Origin of the sequence: Streptomyces achromogenes subsp. achromogenes (assembly GCF_000720835.1) — a bacterium.
Classification (GTDB): Bacteria; Actinomycetota; Actinomycetes; order Streptomycetales; family Streptomycetaceae; genus Streptomyces; species Streptomyces achromogenes.
This window is the reverse complement of sequence record NZ_JODT01000052.1, coordinates 21,375-43,158: the sequence shown is the minus strand read 5'-3', so window position 1 is coordinate 43,158 and position 21,784 is coordinate 21,375. Positions and strand designations below refer to the sequence as shown.

Genomic DNA, 21,784 nt, shown 5'->3' with positions numbered 1-21,784 from the left:
GCTGCCCGGCACCGAGGGCTGCGCGGCGCTGGTGACCTCCCGGGTGCGGATGCTGGACCTCGCGGGCGCCCATCTGGTCGACCTGGACGTGATGTCCCCGGAGGAGGCCCTGGTCCTGTTCACGCGGATCGTGGGCGAGGAACGGGTGACGGCGGAACGCGAGGCGGCCATGGACGTGGTGGCCGCCTGCGGCTTCCTGCCGCTGGCGATCCGCATCGCCGCCTCCCGCCTGGCGGCGCGCCGCACCTGGACGGTCTCGGTGCTGGCGGCCAAGCTCGCCGACGAACGGCGCCGCCTGGACGAACTCCAGGCCGGCGACCTCGCGGTCAAGGCCACCTTCGAACTCGGCTACGGCCAGTTGGAACCCGCCCAGGCCCGCGCCTTCCGCCTCCTGGGCCTCGCCGACGGCCCCGACATCTCCCTAACCGCCGCGGCGGCGGTCCTGGACCTCCCCCCGGAGGACACCGAGGAACTCCTCGAATCCCTGGTCGACACCTCCCTGCTGGACTCCGCCGCGCCCGGCCGCTACCGCTTCCAGGACCTGGTCCGCCTCTTCGCGCGCGCCTGCGCGGAGCGGGACGAGCCGCCGGGCGAACGGGAGGCCGCCCTCGCCCGGCTGCTGGACTTCTACCTGGCCACGGCCACCCGGGCGTACGCGGTCGAACGGCCGGAGGACCGGCTGGTGGACCACCTGGAGACCGCCGGGCACCCGGGGCTGTCCTTCACCGACCCGCCGGCGGCCCGGGACTGGCTGTACGCGGAGGCCGTACCCCTGCTCTCCGTGGTCCGCCAGGCGGCCCGGCCGCCGCTGCTCGGCCGCGCGGTGGACACGCTCTGGGCCGCGCTCGACCTGTCCGAGGGCAGCCTCTCGCAGCCGTACGAGGAGGCGGCCCTGATCCTGTGCGAGGCCGCCCGCACGGCCGGCGACCGGCGCGCCGAGGCACGGGCCCTGGTCACGGTGGCCTACGCCCATGTGATCGGCGGCCGGTTCGTGGCCGCCGACGAGGCCGCCGCGCGAGCCGTCGAACTGAGCGCCGGCGCCGATCCCCTGACCACGGCCTGGGCCTACTACCGGCGGGGCGTCATCGCGCACTACCGGGGCCGGCTCACGGACGGCGAGGGGTATCTGGCCCGCGCGGCGGACGGCTTCCGCGCCTGCGGCGACCGGCCGGGCGAGGCGGCGGCGCTGAGCGGCCTGTCCCGTCTCCGGGTGGCGGACGGCCGCCCCGAGGAGGCGGTCCGGCTGGCCCGGCAGGGCGTGGAGATGTACGACGCGATGGGCCATGCCCTGCGCGGCGCCAACGCGCGGTACGCCCTGGCGCTCGCCCTGGCCGCCTCCGGTGAGCGGGACGCCGCGCTGCGCCTGCTCGACGAGGCACTGGAGGTGTTCCGGGGCAGCAGGCAGCTGTTCTGGCAGGGCATGACGCACTACCGGATGGCGGAGATCCAGCTCGCCCAGGACGCTCCGGCGGCTGCCGCGGCCTCCGCCGAGGCGGCGCTGATCCCGCTGGCCGAGGTGGGCGGGGACGTGCGGCGGGCGAACGCCCTGACGCTGCTGGGCCGCGCGCTCGACCGGCTCGGCCAGTCCGGCCGGGCCGAGTCCTGCTGGCGTGAGGCGCTCGCCCTGTACGAGAAGCTGGGCATAGGCCGGGCTCGGGACCTGCGGGACCTGCTGCACGAGGGCGCCGCGTCGGCGGTGGCCTCCTGAACCGGCCCCGCCCCGGCCGGAGGCGGAGCCGTCCGGCCGGGGCGGGTACGCCCGTGGGGGCGGGTCGTTCGCAGGCGCGCCCGTGGGGGCGGGTCACTTGCAGGCGCGCCCGTGGGAGCGGGTCACTTGTAGGCGCCGAATGCCTTCGAGAAGGCGTACGGGTCCTGGGCGACGGAGCTGCACGTGGGGTCGGCGGTGGGCTTGGGGCCGCCCGCGCAGCCCTTGTCCCGGGTCGCGGACCACATGGACAGCCAGCCGAGGCCCTTGGACTTGGCGAAGTTCACCAGCTGGGTGGCGTCCTCGACCTTGAAGACCTCGGAGGAGACGTCGTTGACGCCGATCATCGGGGTGACGGCCACGGCCTTCCAGGCGGCGGCGTCGGACAGCCCCAGCACGCTCTTGACCTGGGCCTGGGTGGCGGTCGCGGCCTGCTCGGCGTAGGTCCCCATGTCCCCGCCGTACGAGGCGCCGTAGTCCATCGCCATGATGTTGACGGTGCCGATCCGCACACCGTTGGCCTTGGCGTCGGCGAGGAGGTCGACACCGGCCTGGGTGAGGCCCTCGGGCATCACCGGCAGGGTGAAGGAGACGTCCAGACCGGGGTGGCGGGCCTGGAGCTTGGCGATGGCCTGGGCGCGGCGGGTGTTGGCGGCCTTGTCGGGCAGCGCGCCGCCCTCGACGTCGAAGTCGACCTTGGTGAGCTGGAAGGCGTCGACCGCCTTGCCGTACGCCGCCGCCAGCGCGTCCGCGGAGGAGCAGGTGGTGGCCAGCTCGGAGCCGGAGGCGCCGCCGAAGGAGACCCGGACGTCACCGCCCTTGGCGCGCAGCGCGCCGATCTGCGCGGCCACGCCGTCGCCGGTGAGGTCCGTGACCCCGCCCCACTTGGGGGTACAGCCGCCGCCGTCGGTGAGGAAGGCGAGGTTGTAGTTCTTCACGCCGGTGGCGTCGGCCGCGCCGAGGAGGTCGAAGGCCGGGTAGAGCGAGGTGTCGACGTAGGGGGCGAAGCCGGCGGAGGCGGTGCCGCCGGTGCCGGTGCCGGTGGTCTGCGACGGGGTGGGGGCCGGGGTGGCGGTCTGGGTCGGCGTGCTGGTCCTGGTGGGGGTGGGGTCCGGGGCCGGGGTGGTCTGGGTCGGGCGGCCGCTCGGCTCGGGGGTGGCGCCGCCGTCCGCGGAGCACTGGGCGCCGTCGATGCGGCAGCCGGTCGGGTCGCCGCCGCCGCTCACCACGAAGCCGACGGTCACCGACTTGCCGGGGGCCAGCCCGGCGGTGTCCCAGGCGGCCGGCTTCACGGTGACGTGCCGCCCGCTGACGCTCGACTCGCCGTTCCAGAGGGAGGAGAGCGTGGCGCCCGCGGGCAGGTCGAACTCCAGCGTCCAGGTCTTCTCGGCCTGGCCGGTGTTGTTGGTGACGACGTACTGGGCGGTGTAGCCCGTGGTCCAGTCGCTGGTCCTGGTGTACGCGGCGTTCACCCCGGCCGCGTTGGCGGTACCGGTGAGCAGGACCGCGCCGCCGCCGATCACGGCCGCGGCCAGCAGGCCGCCTATCGCCTTGTTCCTGCCACTGATCCTGCGCCGGTGCGTGCTCATGCGCGTGCCTGCCTTCGCTGTTCACGGGGGTGGGGTGCGGCAGCACGCTAGCGAGCCGCAATCGGACAAAACGCTTGTCCGGGGCGCCCGTCGCGGTCCTTAGGGTTCGCTTAAGGAAGCGATCGGGGACGGTTAAAGGCGAAGACCGATTTGCCCGGCCGGCGCCTGCGCGCGGTCCCTCCGCGGCCGCGGCCCACCGGCCCCCGGCCGGCCGGCTGGAGCCATATCCGCACCTCCGTGCCGCCCAGCACCGAGGAGCCGATGCGCACGTCCCCGCCGGTGGACTCGGCGAGCCGGCGGACGATGTCCAGGCCCAGCCCGGTGGAGCCGGTGTGTCCGGAGCCCCGGCCGCGTGCCATCGCCGCCTCGGGGTCGGGTATGCCGGGACCCGCGTCGGAGACGAGCACGATCACCGCGTCCTCGCCGTTGTGCACGTCGACCGCGAAGGCGGTGCCCTCGGGGGTGTGCCGGAAGACATTGCCGAGCAGGGCGTCGAGGGCGGCGGCCAGGTCGGCGCGGGCCACGGGGACGCGCACCGGCCGGTCCACTCCGGCCACCCGCCACTTGCGGCCCTCGTCCTCGGCCAGCGCGGACCAGAACTCCATGCGCTCGCGCACCACTTCGGCCACGTCGCAGCCGGCGCCGGGCCCGGCGGGGGCCGTCTGCGGCTTGGCCTCCCGGGCGGTGCGGATGATGGTGTCGACCTCGCGTTCCAGCTGGGCGACGGCGGCCCGGGTCTGCTCGGCGGCCGGTCCGCCACCGAGGGAGGCCGCGTTCAGCCTGAGGACGGTGAGCGGGGTGCGCAGCCGGTGCGAGAGGTCGGCCGCCAGCTCGCGTTCGTTGGCGAGGAGCTGGACGACCTGGTCGGCCATGGCGTTGAACGCGCTGGCGGCCAGCCGCAGTTCGGTCGGGCCGTCCTCGGGCACCCGGGCGCCCAGCTTGCCCTCGCCCAGTTCGCGCGCGCCCGCCACCAGCCGGCGTGCGGGGCGCACCATGCGCACCCCGAGTCGGTCGGCGACCGCCACCGAGCCGACGATCAGCGCCAGACCGACGGCGGCGAGCACCGCCCAGGCCGTGCCGACGCCGTTGGTCACCTCGGACTCGGGGACGTAGACCTCGACCACCGCGATCGCGCCCGAGCCGAGGGCGACCGGCTGGAGCAGGGTGGAGCCGCCGGGCACGGTGGTGGTGGAGGCGCGGCCGAGGCCGCGGACCGCCCGGATGTCCCGGGCGGCGGCGCGCCGCCGGCCGAGGTCCAGTGCGGCCCGGCCGCCGTCGGCGGGCAGGTGCACGGCCATCCGGGAGCCCGCGCCGGCCGAGGCCACCACGCGCTCCAGCTGGTCCCGGTCGGCGGTGATGGACAGCGCGGGCGCGACCGCGGCGGCCTCCCGCTCGGCGTTGGAGAACGCGCGGTCGCGGGCCATTTCCTTGACGACCAGGCCGAGCGGGACCGCGAAGGCGACGACGACCATCGTGGTCACCGCGAGACAGACCTTGACCAGCGCCCACCTCATCGCGGCTCGCCACCGAAGGAGGACGGGGGCACGCGGGGTACGGAGGGTACGTAGGCGACGGGGCCGGAGGCTCCGGGTTCGGGGGCGACGGGCCGGGGGGTGGCGGGCCGGGATGCCGGGGGCTCGGTCACGGGGTATCGGGGCGCCGGAGGCTGGGACACGGCCGGCCGGTACACCGAGGGCTCGGGCTCGGGCGACCAGGACGCCGGAGGCTCGGGGAGGTGGTGTCCGGGCGTCGGCGGCTCGGGTACGGGACGTTCGGGCGCCGGAGGCGCGGGCACAGCCGGCCAGGACGCCGGAGGTTCGGGCACGGCGTGCCCGGGCGCAGGAGGTTCGGGCATGCGGTGCCCGGGCGTCGGAGGTTCGGGTGCGGTGCTCCGGGGGGCCGGGGGTTCGAGTTTGACGCCGACGCCGCGGAGGGTGTGCAGGTAGCGCGGGCGGGCGGCCGTCTCGCCCAGTTTGCGGCGCAGCCAGGACAGATGGACGTCGATGGTCTGGTCGTCGCCGTAGGACTGCCGCCAGACCTCGGCGAGGAGTTCCCGGCGCGGGACGACGACCCCGGGCCGGGCGGCGAGGAAGGCGAGCAGGTCGAACTCGCGGCGGGTGAGGTCGAGCCGGACGCCGTCCAGTTCGGCCTGGCGGCGCAGCGGATCGACGGTCAGGCCGCCGACGCGGAGCACGGACGAGGACGCCGCCTCCCCGCCGCCGGCCCGCGCCCGGCGCAGCACGGCCGCCATCCGGGCGCACAGGTGCTCGACGGAGAACGGCTTGGTCAGATAGTCGTCCGCCCCGGCGTTGAGCAGCCGGACGATCTCGGCCTCGTCGTCCCGGGCGGTGGCGATGATGACCGGCACGTCGGTGACGCCCCGGAGCATCTTCAGGGCCTCGGACCCGTCCAGATCGGGCAGTCCGAGGTCCAGGACGACCACGTCGAAACGGACGTGGGCGACCTCGCGCAGCGCCTCCAGCGCCGTGCCGACGCTGCGCACCGTGTGGGCGGCGTCGGTCAACTGCCGGATGAGCGCGGAGCGTACGAACTGGTCGTCCTCGACCACGAGCACACTTGCCATGCGCCGCACCGTACGCCATGCGGCCGGACCCGGCCGGAGCCTGTGGACAACTCCGCGCTTGTGGACAACTCCCCGCGCCCGGTGTGACCCGTGTGGCCGGTGAGGCAGTATGGCGCCGATGCGCAGAGGACTCGTACACGTACTGGCCTGGCTGCTCGCCACGGGAGCGGCGGTCACCCTGTCCTGGTGGGGCGTGCACACGGTGCTGGCCGGGACCGCGTACGAGCCGCCGCGCGCCCTGCCCGTCCCGGCGGCCGGCTCGTCGGCCCCGGAGACGGCGTCCGCGCCCCCGACGCCGGCCGCCTCCCCGTCCCGGCCGTCGACGGCGGAACCGGCCCGGCCGGCGCCCACACCGACAGCCACCGCCACCCCGGCCCGCCCCCGGACCTCGTCCCCCACGCCCACGCCCACCCCCACGGCCACCGCCTCCGGCCGGGTCAGGTCCTATGACACCGACGGCGGCCGGGCGGTGTTCGACCTCGGTCCGGCCGACGCCACGCTCGTCTCGGCGACCCCGGGGGCCGGCTGGTCGATGCAGGTGTGGAAGACGGCGAGCTGGATCCGGGTGGAGTTCGTCCGGGGCGCGGACCGGGTGTCGGTGTTCTGCACCTGGCACGACGGGCCGCCACGGGTCGAGGTCGGCACCTACTGAGCAGCGGCCCTGGCAGGACGCCGGGGGCAATGGGGCCTAGCGGAACACCGAAGGCGGCGGGGCCGGGGACGCCACCGCGGCCGCGTCCGTCACGGGCACCGCGCCGCCGGTGAAGTCGGTGAGGGCCCGGCCGTGTTCGACCCGGCCGGGGTGCGGGTCGGAGGCGGCGCGGCGGGTGAGTTCGGCGAGCGGCAGCAGGGCGTCGGAGGCGACCAGGACGGCGTTGCCGAAGCGCTTGCCGCGCAGCACGGCCGCGTCGGCGATCAGCGCGAGTTCGCCGAACCGGGCGGCGGCGGTGGCGATCTGGCCGCGCAGGTGGGCGAGCGGCGGGCCGTCGGCGAGGTTGGCCGCGTAGCTCCCGGTGGGTTTCAGAGTCCGGCGGACCTCGTCGAGGAACTCGGTGGAGGTGAGGTGGGCGGGGGTGCGGGCGCCGCTGAACACGTCGGCGATGACCAGGTCGGCCCAGCCGTCCGGCACCTTGGCCAGGCCCTCCCGGGCGTCCACCGCGCGCACCCGGACGCGCGCGCTCGCGTCCAGCGGCAGCTCGCGGCGGACCAGCCGGACCAGGCTCGCGTCGCGCTCCACGACCTGCTGGGTGGAGCGGGGCCGGGTCGCGGCGACGTACCGGGCGAGGGTGAAGGCGCCGCCGCCGAGGTGCACGGCGTGCACGGGCCGGCCGGGCGGGGCGGCGAGGTCGATGACATGGCCGAGGCGCCGCTGGTAGTCGAAGGAGAGGTACGCCGGGTCGTCCAGGTCGACGTGCGACTGGGGCGCCCCGTCGATCAGCAACGTCCAGGCGCGGCCTCGGTCGGGGTCGGGGACGAGCTGTGCGAGACCGCCGTCGACCGGCTCCTCGACGGTGACGGCCGACCTGCGCCGGGTGTTCCTGGACCTGCCCATCCGCCCATTTTCGCAGGTGTCGGGGCAGGGCGCGGCACGGCCGGCGACCGGGCGGGGTGCGGGTCGCGCACCTCGGCAGCCCGTGTCCGCTCGGCTGATCAGACGTCCGCGCGCCTCAGCAGCATGTGTCCACCACCTCGATCAGCAGCACTTGTCCGCCACCTCGATCAGCCGGGCCGCCTCCCCCAGGGCCCGGCGCAGTACCGCCGGGTCCGTGGCGGGGTCGGCCTCGCCGGGGGGCAGCAGCCAGTCCGAGCCCGCCACCGGGGGCCCGGGGTCCAGTCTCAGCCCGCGCCCGTCCGTCTCGGTACAGGTGCTGCCCGGCACGTCCCAGCAGGCCGCCGTACCGGCCGGCACCAGGAAGCCGAGGGTGTCGCGGTCGTCGTCGTGCAGGACGGGCCCCACCGCGTCCGCTCCCGCTCGCCGCAGGATGTCGACCGCCTCCAGCCCCTGCCGGGCCGGTACCGTCACTAGGTCGCATGCCGGGTCGCCCGCGCACGCGGACGACGACGGCGACGTACAAGGTTCGTTGCTCTGGCTGGTCATCATGCCGGCCTCCACACAGCCCTGTTGCGGTCCACGGGTTTAACGCGACAACGCGTCAACAGGCACGGTCCAAGTGCGCCGCAAAGGATGGCACTTCATGGCGGATCGCGCGGGAGATATCCGGTTTGTGGTCAAACACCGCGTGCCGGACCCGGTACAGCGGGTACGTTCATGCCCGCCGGAACCGGAGCGCCAGCCAGGCGTCCCGTCCCGGTACCACTCCGGAACCGCCCCGGTCCCGGCATGGTTCGACGGTTCGCACGAGAGGACCCGGCCATGGCGTCGTCAACGGTGACCTCGTCACAGCCCGACCGGCCGCCCCGGCCGAACCTCGCCTTCCGCCGGCTGCGGGGGCCGCGCTCCCCGGCCGAGTTCGCGGCGCTGGTCCGGCGGGCCGCGCGCGAGATCGGTGAGCGGGTGAGCTGTGACGCGCGCTACATCGGGCGGGTCGAGGCGGGGGAGATCCGCTGCCCCAACTACGCCTACGAGCGGGTCTTCCTGCACATGTTCCCCGGCCGCACCCTCACCGACCTGGGCTTCGCGCCCCGTTCGTCCGTCCGCGGCCGGGCCGCGCGCCCGGCCGTGGCCGCTCCCCGGGGACCCTCGGCCGGAGAGAGACCCGGGGAGGGCCCCGGGGAAAGACCCGGGGAAAGGCCTGGGGAAAGACCCGGTGAGTCGCTCGGGGCCGTCGAACCGTACGACCTGTGGGACCACCGGCAGAACGACCCCCCGAACCACGAGGAGAGCGACGTGCTGCGTCGCGCATTCATGACCGGCGGAGGCGCCACGGTGGCCGCCGCCACACTGGCCCCGCTGGGGCTCGCCCCCTCCGCCGCGGCGGCGGACCGGCCGCCGCGGCGCGCCGGGATTCCCGAGGCCATGGCCCTGGAGGAGGCCGTGCGTCGCATCCGGCTGCTCGACGACCGGCACGGCGCGGACGGCCTGTACCGGCGCGCGGCGGCCCCCCTGCGCGCCGCCTACGCGCTGCTGGACGCCGGAGCCACCCGGCAGACCACCGCCGACCGGCTGCACTCGGGCGCCGGTGAACTGGCCATCTCCGTCGGCTGGCTGGCCCACGACTCCGGCCGCTTCGACGACGCGCGCTCGCACTACGCGGAGGCGCTGGCCACCGCCCGGATGACCGGGGACGCGGGGCTGGAGGCGCACGCGTTCTGCAACACCGCCTTCCTCGCCCGGGACGCGGGCCGCCCCCGGGAGGCGGTCCGGGCCGCGCAGGCCGCGCAGCGCGCCGCGCAGCCGCTCGGCTCGGCCCGGCTGCTGTCCCTGCTGGCGCTGCGCGAGGCGGGCGGCTGGGCGGGGCTCGCCGACCGCACCGGCTGTGAGCGGGCGCTGGTGCGCGCCCAGGCCCTGTTCGAGCGGGGCCGCGCGGACGCGGACCCGGAGTGGATGAGCTTCTACGGCGAGGCCGAGCTGGCGGGCCTGGAGGCGCAGTGCTGGTCCACGCTGGGCGACTGGCGGCGGGCGTCCCGGCAGGCGCGGCGCGCCGCGCAGGCGCAGGATCCGCACTTCACCCGCAACATCGCGCTCTACACCGCCGAGCTGGCCGACGACCTCGCCCGCGAGGGCCGTCCCGACGAGGCGGCGGAGGCGGGGCTGCGGGTGCTCGCGCTGCTGGACCAGGTCCAGTCCTCCCGGATCCAGGGCATGCTGGCCGGGACGGCACGGGTACTGCTGCCGCACCGGCGGGCGTCGGGAGTGGCGGAGTTCCTGGACCGGCACGCGTCGTACAAGGGGCCGCGTCCGGTGGGGGGCGGGGGGCCGGTGTAGTCACCGGCCCGTGGGCCGACACAGCACCGGTCCATGGGCCGACACAGCACCGGTCCGTGGGCCTACGCATCACTGGTGCGGGGGCCTACGCATCACTGGTGCGGGAGCCGACACGCATCACCGGTCCGGAGCGAGCCGACGCCTCACCGGCCCGGGGGCGAGCCCACGCATCTTCGGTCCGGGTGCGAGCCGACGCCTCACCGGCCCGGGAGCGAGCCCACGCATCTACGGTCCGGGGCGCCTCACCGCCTCCGGCCGGAGGGCCGGTGCGTCACCGGTGCCGAGCGAAGGCCGGCGCATCACCGGCCCCGGGCCGAGGGCGCCGCCGCATCACCGGCCCCGGGTCGGAGGCCGACGCGTCAGCCGGCCAGGTGCCCCACGTCGTTCCAGTTCTCGATGGCCGGTTCGCCGTACGCCCAGCCCAGGACGGACAGCGACGTGGGGTTCAGCCGGATGCGGGCCGCGAAGTCCAGCGGCAGCCCCAGCCACCGCGCCCCGATCGACCGCAGGATGTGCCCGTGGGCGAAGACCAGGACGTCGCGGTCGGCCGAGCGGGCCCAGGACACCACCTCGTCGGCGCGGGCGGCGACCTCGGTGACGGTCTCGCCCTCCGGGACCCCGTCCCGCCAGATCAGCCAGCCCGGCCGGACCGCCTGGATCTCGGCGGGGGTCATCCCCTCGTACGCGCCGTAGTCCCACTCCATGAGCGTGTCCCAGCGCTCGGCCCGCTCACCGAACCCGGCGAGTTCGCACGTCTCGCGCGCGCGGGAGAGCGGGCTGGTGCGTATCTCCACGTCCGGCAGCCCGTCCAGCGGAGCGCGGTGCAGCCGCTCGCCGAGCAGCTTGGCCCCGTGCCGGCCCTCCTCCAGCAGCGGCACATCGGTCCTGCCGGTGTGCTTGCCGGACAGCGACCAGGCGGTCTGTCCGTGCCGGGCCAGCAGGATGCGCGGTGCCATGGGAGACCTCTCCGGAAGGGTGACGCCCCGGGACGCCACGGAAGCTACGAGTGTTGTCGGCCCCTCCATCATCGCGCACCCCGCCGACAGGCAACCTCGCGGGCGGCCCCGGCGTCTTCCAGGGCCGGACGCACACCGGGCGTGGCCGACAGGCCCCTGATGGGCGCGGTGGGGACACCGTAAAGTGGCACGGTCGCCCGCCGGGGGCGCGCGTACCGCACACAGCAGAAGGGGGAGGGCGATCGGATTGCCGCAGACCGAGACACCGGGCACCGAGGTGGCCCTCCGTTCCCGGCCGCGCTGGTGGACGGAGCTGCCGCTGATCCTGCTGGTCTACGGCTGCTACTCGGCCGGCCGGCTGCTCGCGCGCGGTGACGTCTCCGGCGCCGTCGACCACGGCCTGGCGATCCTGCGCATCGAGAAGGCCCTGCACCTGAACGCCGAGCACCCGCTGAACCGGCTGTTCACCCGGGAGGCCTGGCTCGGCGTGCCGGCCGACTTCTGGTACGCCTCGCTGCACTACCTGGTCACGCCCGCCGTCCTGGTATGGCTCTTCCGCGCGCGGGCCCCGCACTACCGGGCCGCGCGCACCTGGCTGCTCGCGTCCACCTTCATCGGCCTGATCGGCTTCACCCTGCTGCCGACCTGCCCGCCCCGGCTGCTGGACGCCGGCCACGGCTTCGTGGACACCATGGCGCAGTACAGCTCGTACGGCTGGTGGGGCGGCGAGGCCAGCGCCCCGCGCGGCATGGGCGGCATGACCAACCAGTACGCGGCGATGCCGAGCCTGCACGTGGGCTGGGCGCTGTGGTGCGGGGTGCTGCTGTGGCGCCACGGCGGTACGCGCCTGACGAAGGTCCTCGGCGTGGTCTACCCGCTGGTGACCGCGATCGTCGTCATGGGCACCGCCAACCACTACCTCCTGGACGCGGTCGCGGGGGTCGCCGTGATGGGCGTCGGCTACCTGCTGGCACCGGCCCTGATGCGGGCGGTGGACCGGCTCCGGGCCCGGCTGTCGCGCCCCGTCGCGCCGGTCGTTTCCGGCACGGGTTCCCCGATTGTCAGTGCCGGATGCCAGACTTCGGCGGGTGAGCGAATTCCACGGCAGCGCGAGTCGCGTCCCGGCGCCGCGGCCGGACCGGACGTCCCCGCCACCGACGCGGGCGAAGGGGCTCCGACACCGGCTCGCTGAGCTGCGCGGCCCCGACGTACCGGCCAAGGCCCTGGACGCGCGCGCCCTCGCGGCGCTCGCCGCGAACCCGGGGTGCGCCCGGCGGGCGATCCTGGACGGCGCCGGGGTGGACAAGGCGCGGCTGGCGACCGCGCTGGGCGCCCCGTCCGGCTTCGGGCAGTCGCAGTTCGCGCTGACCCGGGGCAACGCGTTCGAGGCGCGGGTGAAGGCGGACGGCGGCGCGGAGCTGCTGCGGCTGGTGCACGCCCGGCTCGACCCGGGCGCCGAGCCGCCCGCCGGCGCGGCCGTGCCCGATCTGACCGCGCACGGCCCCGAGGGGCGTACGGCCCGTACGGCGCTGGCGCTGCGCGAGGCCACCCGGGCGGGCGGCTGGACGCTGCTGGACCACCCGATGCTGGCTCTGGACGTGGCCGGTTCGCTCGCCTTCCTGGAGCCGGACGCGGTGGTGGTGCACCCGGACGGCGGTTGGTCGGTGGTGGAGATCAAGTCCTTCCCGATGGTGGACGGCGCCGCGGACCCGGCGAAGGTGGGCGCGGCGGCCCGGCAGGCGGCGGTGTACGTGCTGGCGCTGGAGCAGGTCGCCGCCCGTCTCGACCCCGTGCCGGAGGTGCGCCACCGGGTGCTGCTGGTGTGCCCGAAGGACTTCTCGAACCTGCCCGCGGGCTCCGCCGTGGACGTCCGCAAGCAGCGCGCGGTCACCGCCCGCCAGCTCGCCCGGCTGACCCGGATCGAGGAGATCGCCGACACGCTGCCCGAGGGCACGTGTTTCGCGCCCGACCGGCCCGCCGAGGAGCTGACGGCGGCGGTGGAGGCGGTGCCGGCGGCCTACGCCCCGGAGTGCCTGTCCGCCTGCGAGCTGGCCTTCCACTGCCGGGAGCGGGCCCGCGCGGCCGGTGCGGTCACCCGGCTGGGCCGGCCGCTGCGGGCCGAGCTGGGCGGCCTGGCCACCGTGGCGGAGGTGCTGTCCGCCGCCCGGGGCGTGAGCGGCGAGGCGGCCGACCCGGCGGTGGCGGCGCTGCGCCGCGCGGCGGCCCTGCGCGCGGAGGCCCTGCGGACGGCCGCCGAGCGGGCGGCGTCGCTCCCGGCCGGCGATGGCCCGGTGGACGGCGGGGAGGTGAGCGCGTGTCCCTGATCACCGCCCTGGCCCGGCTGGAGGCCGTGGACAGCGGCCGGGCCCAGCCGGCGGCGACGGTCCGGCACCGGCATCTGTCCGACCGCCCGCTGGTGTTCGTGCCGCTGATCACCGCGGGTGAGACCGGCGCCCCGCTCGGCGCGCTGGTCGGCACCGACCGGGACGCGCCCCGGCTGCTGGTCGTGCCGCAGCCCCGGGACCGCGATCTGCGCTTCGCGTTCCTCGCCGACCTGGCCGGCATCGTGCTGCCGTACGTCGAGTCGTACGCGGACGCCGTGGAGGCGGCCGAGCGCACCGAGACCGACCCGGAGACCGGCAAGCGGGTCAAGGTGGCGGCCGAGCTGTGCGCGGACGCGCCCCAGCTGATCGTGCCGAGCCGGCCCGGCCTGGACTTCGTACGGCTGCTGGGCCGCTCGATGCGGTTCCGGCGCACCGCCGAGCAGGACCCGGACGCGCCCTATCCGGCGCCGCCCCGGGTGCCGTTGCTCGGCCGCTGGCTGACCCACTACGGCGAGCGGGCCCGGGTCCCCGGCTCCTCGCTGCTGCTGGCCCTGACCGACGTGCTGTCCCGGCACTGGGCCACCGGCCAGTCCGGCCTGGAGGACGAGCACCTGGGCGCGCTGCTGGCCTGGATCGACCCTCCCGAGGGGATGACGGGCGCCGAGGCCGCCCGCCGGGCCGAGCTCGCCCGGGACGCCGACGGCCAGCTGCTGTGCCCGCCGGCCGGCCCGGCCACCGATCCGGCGTTCGACAACAAGCTGCTGGCCCCGGCGATCGAGCGCTACGACCGCGCGCGGACGGCCCTGGCCGCAGCCGAGGACCCGCTGACGGCCGACGCCCGGCTGGCCGCGCTGACCAGGGCGGAGCGGGAGATCCGCGACCTGGTCGAAAGCCGCGCCCGGCCCACCTGGGACGCGGTGTGGCGGGGCCTGGACCTGCTGCGGGCGCTGCCGGCGGGCGCGCACGTGGAGGGGCGCTGGACGCGGGACCGCTGGTCGTTCACGGCGCACCGGGACCGGGTGCGGGCCGGTGAGCCGCCGCAGCCGCGCCGGGACGACGCGGTGACGGCGGCGAACAAGCTGGCCACGAGGGAGCGGGAGCAGGCCCGGCTGGAGGCGCAGGAGGCGCTGGACGATCCGCTGGTGATGGCCGGGCGGCGGCTGGCCGGGGAGGCGTTCGCGGGCGAGGTGACCGATGTCGTGATGGCGTACAGCGAGGGCAGGCGGCCGAGCCCGCGCCCGCTGGTGACGCTGCGCACGGACGACCGGCCGCACCTCGCGGAGCGGGCGCGGGTGTACCGCTCGCTGGACGGCCGGCCGCAGTCGGCGGAGTTCGTCGGGTACGAGGCGGAGGGGGTGCTGACCCTGCGCGTCCTGGACCGGATGGGCCGGGGCAAGGAGCCCGAGCCCGGTTCGGTGCCTCGCAAGGGCGACCGGGTCTGCTTCACGCTGTTCGAGCACGAGCAGCGCGGCGGCGCGAAGCTCCCCGACCCCGAGGACACCCCGTGGACCCACGGCGGCCCGCCGGGCGAGGCGGCGCCGGAGGTACCCGATCCCGTCACCGAGGAGGACGTGCTGTGACGACCGTCGGCTTCGATCCCGGCACCGCGGCCGGCCGCGCCACCGAGGCGATCCTCCACGACACGCTGCACGGCACCGAGCGGGGTGTGGTGGTGGACTCCCCGCCGGGCGCCGGCAAGTCGACGCTGGTGGTGCGCGCGGCCCTGGAACTCGCCGCGGCGGGCCGCCCGCTGATGGTGGTGGCGCAGACCAACGCGCAGGTCGACGACCTGGTGCTGCGGCTGGCGGAGAAGAACCCGGAGCTGCCCGTGGGCCGGCTGCACAGCAGTGACGCCGACGCCTACGACAAGGCGCTGGACGACCTGCCGCAGGTGCGGACGTCGGCGAAGGCGGCCGACCTCGCCGGGCTGCCCGTCGTGCTGTCCACCGCCGCGAAGTGGGCGCATGTGAAGGTGGACGAGCCGTGGCGGCACGCGATCGTGGACGAGGCGTACCAGATGCGCTCGGACTCCCTGCTCGCCGTGGCCGGACTGTTCGAGCGGGCGCTGTTCGTGGGCGACCCGGGCCAGCTGGACCCCTTCTCCATCGTGGGCGGCGAGCAGTGGGCGGGGCTGTCGTACGACCCCTCGGCCTCGGCGGTCAGCACGCTGCTGGCCCACAACCCGGGCCTGCCCCAGCACCGGCTGCCGGTGTCCTGGCGGCTGCCGGCGTCGGCGGCCCCGCTGGTCTCGGACGCGTTCTACCCGTACACACCCTTCCGCAGCGGTACGGCCCACGGTGACCGCCGGCTGGCCTTCGCCGTGCCCTCGGACGGCTCCGGCCCGGACCGGGTGATCGACGAGGCCGCGGAGTCCGGCTGGGGGCTGCTGGAGCTGCCCGCCCGGCACACTCCGCGCACGGATCCGGAGGCGGTGCGGGCGGTGGCGACGGTGGTGCGCCGTCTGCTGGACCGCGGCGGCGCGGCGACCTCCGAGCGCTCCCCCGACCCCACCCCGCTGACGGCCGACCGTGTCGCCGTGGGCACGGCCCACCGCGACCAGGCGGCGGCGGTCCGGGCGGCCCTGGCCGAGCTGGGCGTCCGGGACGTCACGGTCGACACCGCGAACCGGCTCCAGGGCCGGGAGTACGACGTGACGGTCGTCCTGCACCCGCTCTCCGGCCGCCCCGACGCCACCGCGTTCCACCTGGAGACCGGCCGGCTGTGCGTCCTGGCCTCCCGCCACCGCCACGCCTGCATCATGGTCTGCCGCGCCGGCGTCCCCGACCTCCTGGACGACTATCCCGCCACGGAACCGGTCCAGCTGGGCACCCTGGTGAAGTTTCCCGACGGCTGGGAGGCGAACCACGCGGTGCTGTCCCATCTGGCGGAGCACCGGGTGGTCTGGCGGCCCTGAGCCAGATGCGCTGCGCCGGAATAAACGGAGACTCCCTCCTGTTAGCGCCCGGAGGACAGCGCAGTGCTCGGAACAGGAGGCCATACCGTGGCGGCAGACGAGGTAGACGAGATCAAGGGGGTCACGCGCGGCAGCGCCCCCGTGCCCCTGTCGGTGCTGGACCTGGTGACCGTCGGCGCGGGCAGTACCGCCACCGACGCGCTGCGCACCAGCGTCGCGCTCGCCCGGCTCACGGAGTCCCGCGGCTTCCACCGGTACTGGGTCGCCGAGCACCACTCCATGCCCGGTGTGGCCTCCTCCTCCCCCGCCGTGATCCTCGCCCACCTCGCCGCCCACACCGACCGCATCCGGCTCGGCTCGGGCGGCGTCATGCTGCCCAACCACGCCCCGCTGGTGATCGCGGAGCAGTTCGGCACGCTGGAGGCGCTGGCCCCGGGCCGGGTCGACCTGGGGCTGGGGCGGGCGCCGGGCACGGACGGCGCCACCGCCGCGGCCCTGCGCCGCACCGACACCCTGAACGAGGGCGCCGACGACTTCCCGCAGCAGCTCGCCGAGCTGACCCGGTTCCTGGACGACGACTTCCCCGACGGGCACCCGTACCGGCGCATCCACGCGATCCCGGGACCCGTGCAGGGCACCTCGCCCGGCGGGGTGCAGTCCCCGCACCGCCCGCCGGTCTGGCTGCTCGGCTCCTCCGGGTTCAGCGCGCGGCTGGCCGGCCTGCTCGGTCTGCCGTTCGCCTTCGCGCACCACTTCTCCGCGCAGAACACCATCCCGGCCCTGGACCTGTACCGGGAGACCTTCCGGCCGTCCGCCGTCCTGGCCGAGCCGTACGCCCTCATCGGCGTCTCCGCGCTCGCCACGGACGACGCGCGGGAGGCCCGCCGGCAGACCCGGGCGATGGCGCTGAACATGCTCCGGCTGCGCACCGGCCGACCGGGCCTGTTCCCGGACCCCGAGGAGGCCGAGCGGCACGAGTTCGGCCCGATGGAGGAGGAGTTCATCACCTCCTGGACGGCGAACATCGTGCACGGCACGGCCGACGAGGTCCGCACCGGCCTGGACGATCTGCACAAGCGCACCGGAGCCGACGAGCTGATGCTCGTCTCGCACGCGCACCGCGGCGAGCTGCGCCTGCGCTCCTACGAACTGATCGCGGACGCCTACGGGTTGCCGACCGCGTAGGTCCGGGCGGCCCCGAGCAGTTCGGAGATACGATCCGGCGGCACCGGGCGGGAGTACAGCCAGCCCTGCCCGGTGTCGCAGCCGATCCGGCGCAGCCGGCTGGCCTGGGCCGAGGTCTCCACGCACTCCGCGGTGACCGTGAGGCCCAGCCGGTGGGCGAGCTGGATCATCGCCTCCACCACGACCTCGTCGGCCGGGTTGGGCATGGCGTCCCGGGCGGCCTCCTCGTACTGGAAGCCCCGGACGAAGGAGCCGTCCAGTTTCAGCGCGGAGACCGGCAGCCGGCTCAGGTAGGCCAGGTTGGAGTAGCCGGTGCCGAAGTCGTCGATGGCGATGCGCACGCCCATGTCACTGAGCGCCTGGAGGGCCTGGAGCGGGCGGCCCGCCGAGCCCATCACGGCGGACTCGGTCAGCTCCAGCTGGAGCAGGTGCGGGGCGAGCCCGGTCTCGGCGAGGGTCTCGGCGACGTCGGCCACCAGGTCGGAGTCCCACACCTGCCGTACGGCCACGTTGACGCTGACGAAGATGGGCGGTTCGCCGGGGCGGTCGAGCTGCCAGCGGCGGGCCTGCCGGCAGGCGGTGACCAGTGCCCAGCGGCCCAGCTGCACGATCGAGCCGTCCTCCTCGGCCAGTCCGATGAACCGATTCGGCGTGAGCGTGCCGAACTGCGGGTGCTGCCAGCGGATCAGCGCCTCGACGCCGTTGAGCCGGCCATCCTCCATGGCCACCAGCGGCTGGTACTCCAGGACGAACTCGCCCCGCTCGATGGCGGGGCGGAGGGTGGAGGACAGGGCCTGGCGGGTCATGCGGTGGGCGTTGCGCTCGGGGTCGAACAGGGTCCAGCGGGCCTTGCCGTCGGCCTTCGCCCAGTACAGCGTCGTATCGGCGGCCTGCATCAGCCCGGTGGCGGTGGTGCCCGCGGTGTGCCGTTCGACGACGCCGATGGACGCGGTCAGCGACAGCCGCTGGCCGGCCAGGTCGAAGGGTTCCTGAAGGGCCTTGAGCGCGGAGTCGGCCAGGTCGGCGAGTTGTTCGGTGCCGGTGGAGTCCTCCACCAGCAGGGCGAATTCGTCGCCGCCGAGCCGGGCCACGAGGGGGGTGGCGGCGCGGGCGTAGCCGGCCGCGTCGGCGACCCGGGTGAGCCGTCCGGCCACGGCCGAAAGCAGCCGGTCGCCCACGCGGTGGCCGAGGGTGTCGTTGACGGCCTTGAAGCCGTCGAGGTCCAGATAGCACAGGCCGATCCGCCCGGTGCCGCCCTGTTCGTACGGCTCCGCCTCCAGCGCGGCCGTCAGCCGCTCGAAGAACAGCGTGCGGTTGGGCAGCCGGGTCACCGGGTCGTGCATCTGCAAGTGCCGCAGTTGCGCCTGGAGTTCACGGCTGGCGCTGATGTCGGTGACCGACATCAGGGCGCCGGGCTCGCCGCCGCTCAGCGGGGCGAGGGTGATCTGCGCCCACACCGAGTTCCCGCCGGGCTGTTTGAGCCGGCGGGTGCAGCGCAGCCGGGTCTGCCGGCCGCCGAGCACCTCCTGGAAGGCGTGCCGGCCGCGGGGGTCCGCGACCAGGTCCACCAGGTCGGCGGCCGACCGCCCGACGATCGTGTCCGCGTCGATGCCGAACAGTTCGCCGAGGGCGGTGTTGGCGGTGACGACGAGTCCGTCGGGACCCACGACCGCCATGGCGAGCGGGGCGGTCGCGAAGACACGGTGGTAGGTGGTGTAGTGACTGTCTGTGACGGCTGACCGGTCGAGGTCTGCCGCGGGCGTCGGCCCTTCGGACGTTCCGCTCACCGCTCGCTCCCGCAGTGCACTCGATCTCTGTCCGTGCCGGAAAGTGTGCCGATCATAGAGGCTGGTCCCGGCCCCTTCCAGCCGATGTCCAGTGTCCCGGACCGAGCACAGGTTCTGACAGATCGTTTCTGCCCGCACCTGGGCAGCTTCTTCAGCCCTCCGACAAGTTGTGACGTTCCGTGAATGTTTCCGGATATCGAGCGCCGGGGCGCGCCCGGCGCTCGATGGGCGCGCGCTCACCCTTCTGGTGCAGGCAAACAGGGCATAAACCAATGAATACCAGCAATCTGGGTGCGGGTCCCGCGAACCACACCCGGAGGTCACGTCCGTGCCCAAGCTGCGCAGCACCGCCGCCGTGTGCACCACGATGTCGGCGCTCGCCGCGACCTCGATCCTCACCGGCCCGTCGGCCGCCGAGCCGTTCTCCACGGCCCCCTGCGCGCTGCACCGCACCGAGGCCCACCACTCGGAGGGCGTGGACACCTGGAACACCGCCTATCCCCGCCCGGCCGGCACCCTCGACGCCGTCCTGGTCTTCCTGTCATTCCCCGACTCCGCCCCGCGCACCACCCCCAAGGAGCTGACGGCCGACCACTTCCCGGCCACCACCGGCTTCTACGCGCAGTCCTCCTACGGCAGGTTCACCCTGCGCCCGCACCCGCTGGAGCGCTGGCTGCGCATGCCGCGCCCGTCGACGTCGTACGCCATGAGGCGGGACTGGAGCACCGAGGACCGGGCCGCCTATCTGCGCGACGCGTTCGCCGTGGCCGACAAGGAGGTCGACTTCTCGCGCTACCAGGTCGTCTACCTCGTCGCCGACCCGGACGCGCCCGGGGTCGACTCGGACGCCACGAAGGTGGTGAACCTGGACGCGCCCCTGCGCGCGGACGGCACCGACATCCACCGGGTGGTCACCGTCTTCGAGCACCACCCGCCGGACCGGCTGGTGCTCGCCCACGAGACCGGCCACGTCTTCGACCTGCCCGACCTCTACCACCGCCCGGCCGACGGCAAGGGCGACTGGGACACCCATGTCGGCGACTGGGACCTGATGGGGAGCCAGTTCGGGCTCGCCCCCGATCTGCTGGGCTGGCACAAGTGGCGGCTCGGCTGGCTGGATCCGCGCCAGGTGGTGTGCGTGCGCGGCGCCGCGCCGAGCCGCCTCACCATGGAGCCGCTCGCGGCCGGACCGGGCGCCCCGCTGCCGGTCGCCGGCGGCGGGTCCGCCTTCGGCCTGGGGCACGGCGTCAAGCTGGCCGTGGTGCGCACCGGGCCGGACAGCGCCCTGGCCTTCGAGGCGCGCGGCCCGGCCGGCGCCGACCGCGGGGCCTGCCGGCAGGGGATCCTGGTCTACCGGGTGCGTGGCGGCGCCGCCTCCGGTGACGGCCCGGTCCAGGTGGTGGACGCCCATCCGCGCACCGAGGCCTGCTGGGAGGACTCGGTCTATCCGCCGCTCGCCGACGCGCCGGTCTTCCTCGGCGAGAGCTTCACCGTGCCCGGGGAGCGGGTGCGGGTGGAGGCGGAGGGCAGGACGGCGTCGGGGGCGTGGACGGTGACGATCACTCCGGGGGTGCGCGGCTGAGCCCCGTGCCGGCCCGGTTCGTATACGAAAACAGCGGGCCGGATTCTTTCGAATCCGGCCCGCTGCCGTGTGCATGTGCGCCGCCAGGGACTCGAACCCCGGACCCGCTGATTAAGAGTCAGCTGCTCTAACCAACTGAGCTAGCGGCGCCTGCTGACGTCGTAGACATTAGCACCCTGGTCGCGGTGAGGAGAAATCGACGGCCGTGCGGTGGACCGGGCGGCCCCCACGGCCGCCCACAGCAGCACCTCCGGGCCCGGCAGCCAGGGGTGCCGGCCGTCCGGGGCGACCAGCCAGCGGGCCACACCGGGGGTGTCGTCGCAGCTCAGGGGCGTCAGCGGGGGTACGGTCACGGCGTCGCCCGGACCGTGGCACAGCAGTGGCGGCACCTCCCGCGCCCGGCGGGTGCCCCACTCCTCCCAGGCCAGCAGGGACGGCAGCCGCTGGGCGGTGCCGGGGGCGGCGAAGAACAGCGTGCGGCCCCGGAACACCGCGACCGGGCCCGACCGTGATCCCGCGCCCCACAGCCGGCCCAGCATGCGGCGCCCGAACACCACCGGGGCGCTGACCACGTCGAAGACGGTGCCGCAGGGCAGTACCACGGGGGCGTCCGGGCGCTCCCGCCACAGGGTGAGCGTGCTGCGCGGGTGGGTTCCCGCCGAGGCGAGCCAGGCGACGGCGCCGGGGCTGTCACAGGTCACGTTCGGGGCACTGGTCGTCATGACACCCAGATGTACAGCGCGTCAGCGGGCGGCTTCGCTGAGTTGCGGAAAACCGGGACAGGACGGCCGAGGAGGAGTATCTTGCCCACCCGGCATATGCCCCTGGCGGTCGGGGAGCGACCGCCAGCCGCGCGCTACAGCGGATCGGCCGACGTCCGCCCCTCGCCCTCCCCGCGCATCAGGTCCCGCCCGAACTCGACCATCTTCTTGGCATAGTCCTCGGTCCACTCCGCCCGCTCGGCGATGTCCGCCGGGGTCAGCCGGTCGAACCGGCGCGGGTCGGCGAGCTGGGCCGCCGCGACGGCCTGGAACTCCACGGCCCGGTCGGCCGCCGCGCGGAACGCCTGGGACAGCTCCGTCGCCCGGGACAGCAGCTCCCGCGGATCCTCGATCGACTCCAGGTCGAAGAAGTGCTCGGGGTCCGAGGCCGCCTCCGCGGGCTCGAAGAGCAGGGGCGCGGGGCGTAGCCGCGGTTCGTTGCGACGCGGCGTGGGCTCCGCCATGTCTTGTCTCCTCCTCGTACGGTTCGCCGGCACCGCCTTCGGGTGGG

At 75.1% G+C, this 21,784-nt stretch carries 17 protein-coding genes, 1 tRNA gene and 1 pseudogene; 9 read left to right on the top strand and 10 right to left on the bottom strand.

The genetic code is table 11. The features are described 5' to 3' along the window. Window positions 1-1,708: tetratricopeptide repeat protein (locus tag IH25_RS0135035; protein ID WP_030620400.1), on the top strand; the 1,708-nt coding region annotated here is incomplete at its 5' end. A gap of 122 nt (window positions 1,709-1,830) precedes the next feature. On the opposite strand, the gene IH25_RS0135030 is transcribed toward IH25_RS0135035, so the two are convergent. From IH25_RS0135030 to IH25_RS0135020, 3 genes and pseudogenes are all read right to left on the bottom strand, one after another. Then, window positions 1,831-3,294 (bottom strand): glycoside hydrolase family 18 protein, encoded by a 1,464-nt coding sequence (locus tag IH25_RS0135030; RefSeq protein ID WP_030620398.1) that lies wholly within the window; start codon window positions 3,292-3,294, stop codon window positions 1,831-1,833. A 110-nt stretch (window positions 3,295-3,404) separates the two neighbouring features. After that, window positions 3,405-4,808: a HAMP domain-containing sensor histidine kinase gene (locus tag IH25_RS0135025; protein ID WP_030620395.1), complete on the bottom strand. Its 1,404-nt coding sequence runs from the start codon at window positions 4,806-4,808 to the stop codon at window positions 3,405-3,407. A 359-nt stretch (window positions 4,809-5,167) separates the two neighbouring features. After that, window positions 5,168-5,878 (bottom strand): annotated as a pseudogene (locus tag IH25_RS0135020) (response regulator transcription factor); the annotation flags it as partial. A gap of 118 nt (window positions 5,879-5,996) precedes the next feature. Here IH25_RS0135020 and IH25_RS0135015 point away from each other — a divergent pair. Further along, window positions 5,997-6,530, top strand: a complete 534-nt coding sequence (locus IH25_RS0135015) for a hypothetical protein (RefSeq protein WP_030620388.1) — start codon at window positions 5,997-5,999, stop codon at window positions 6,528-6,530. 36 nt (window positions 6,531-6,566) lie between these two features. On the opposite strand, the gene IH25_RS0135010 is transcribed toward IH25_RS0135015, so the two are convergent. Next, window positions 6,567-7,430 carry a spermidine synthase gene (locus tag IH25_RS0135010; protein ID WP_030620383.1) on the bottom strand — a complete coding sequence of 288 codons (864 nt, stop codon included), beginning with the start codon at window positions 7,428-7,430 and terminating at the stop codon, window positions 6,567-6,569. Window positions 7,431-7,571: 141 nt separating this feature from the next. After that, the gene (locus IH25_RS0135005) at window positions 7,572-7,979 is read right to left on the bottom strand and encodes a hypothetical protein (protein WP_030620381.1); all 408 of its coding nucleotides are present in this window, start codon (window positions 7,977-7,979) and stop codon (window positions 7,572-7,574) included. 273 nt (window positions 7,980-8,252) lie between these two features. Between IH25_RS0135005 and IH25_RS0135000 the strand changes: the two genes are divergently transcribed. Further along, window positions 8,253-9,764, top strand: a complete 1,512-nt coding sequence (locus tag IH25_RS0135000) for a hypothetical protein (protein WP_030620379.1) — start codon at window positions 8,253-8,255, stop codon at window positions 9,762-9,764. Between the two features lie 359 nt (window positions 9,765-10,123). Here the strand turns inward: IH25_RS0135000 and IH25_RS0134995 are convergent, their stop codons facing one another. Continuing rightward, complete coding sequence (locus IH25_RS0134995; RefSeq protein WP_030620376.1) at window positions 10,124-10,720, bottom strand: histidine phosphatase family protein; 597 nt, start codon at window positions 10,718-10,720, stop codon at window positions 10,124-10,126. A gap of 247 nt (window positions 10,721-10,967) precedes the next feature. Between IH25_RS0134995 and IH25_RS0134990 the strand changes: the two genes are divergently transcribed. The 5 genes from IH25_RS0134990 (at window position 10,968) to IH25_RS0134970 (ending at window position 17,143) form a co-directional block, all read left to right on the top strand. Further along, window positions 10,968-11,912, top strand: a complete 945-nt coding sequence (locus IH25_RS0134990; protein WP_030620372.1) for a phosphatase PAP2 family protein — start codon at window positions 10,968-10,970, stop codon at window positions 11,910-11,912. Window position 11,913: 1 nt separating this feature from the next. Further along, complete coding sequence (locus IH25_RS0134985) at window positions 11,914-13,044, top strand: hypothetical protein (RefSeq protein ID WP_051754358.1); 1,131 nt, start codon at window positions 11,914-11,916, stop codon at window positions 13,042-13,044. Then, window positions 13,035-14,624, top strand: coding sequence for a hypothetical protein (locus tag IH25_RS0134980; RefSeq protein WP_030620366.1), 1,590 nt, complete (start codon window positions 13,035-13,037; stop codon window positions 14,622-14,624). Before IH25_RS0134985 ends, IH25_RS0134980 begins: the two co-directional genes overlap by 10 nt. Further along, window positions 14,621-15,958, top strand: coding sequence for an AAA domain-containing protein (locus tag IH25_RS0134975; RefSeq protein ID WP_030620363.1), 1,338 nt, complete (start codon window positions 14,621-14,623; stop codon window positions 15,956-15,958). Before IH25_RS0134980 ends, IH25_RS0134975 begins: the two co-directional genes overlap by 4 nt. Before the next feature lie 87 nt (window positions 15,959-16,045). Next, entirely contained in the window at window positions 16,046-17,143 is a 1,098-nt protein-coding gene (locus tag IH25_RS0134970) for an LLM class flavin-dependent oxidoreductase (RefSeq protein WP_030620360.1), read from the top strand. Here IH25_RS0134970 and IH25_RS0134965 read toward each other — a convergent pair. Next, window positions 17,122-18,930: a putative bifunctional diguanylate cyclase/phosphodiesterase gene (locus IH25_RS0134965; protein WP_030620355.1), complete on the bottom strand. Its 1,809-nt coding sequence runs from the start codon at window positions 18,928-18,930 to the stop codon at window positions 17,122-17,124. The genes IH25_RS0134970 and IH25_RS0134965 overlap by 22 nt on opposite strands. A gap of 367 nt (window positions 18,931-19,297) precedes the next feature. On the opposite strand from IH25_RS0134965, the gene IH25_RS0134960 reads away from it, so the two are divergent. Continuing rightward, entirely contained in the window at window positions 19,298-20,512 is a 1,215-nt protein-coding gene (locus IH25_RS0134960; protein WP_051754357.1) for a M6 family metalloprotease domain-containing protein, read from the top strand. 76 nt (window positions 20,513-20,588) lie between these two features. Here IH25_RS0134960 and IH25_RS0134955 read toward each other — a convergent pair. The 3 genes from IH25_RS0134955 to IH25_RS0134945 all read right to left on the bottom strand — a co-directional run bounded on the left by IH25_RS0134955 (window position 20,589) and on the right by IH25_RS0134945 (window position 21,737). Beyond that, window positions 20,589-20,662: transfer RNA gene (locus IH25_RS0134955), tRNA-Lys, on the bottom strand. Next, entirely contained in the window at window positions 20,653-21,234 is a 582-nt protein-coding gene (locus IH25_RS38870; RefSeq protein WP_030620349.1) for a bifunctional DNA primase/polymerase, read from the bottom strand. The genes IH25_RS0134955 and IH25_RS38870 overlap by 10 nt, the downstream gene beginning before the upstream one ends. A gap of 134 nt (window positions 21,235-21,368) precedes the next feature. Further along, window positions 21,369-21,737 (bottom strand): hypothetical protein, encoded by a 369-nt coding sequence (locus IH25_RS0134945; protein ID WP_030620346.1) that lies wholly within the window; start codon window positions 21,735-21,737, stop codon window positions 21,369-21,371. Between the last annotated feature and the right edge of the window lie 47 nt (window positions 21,738-21,784).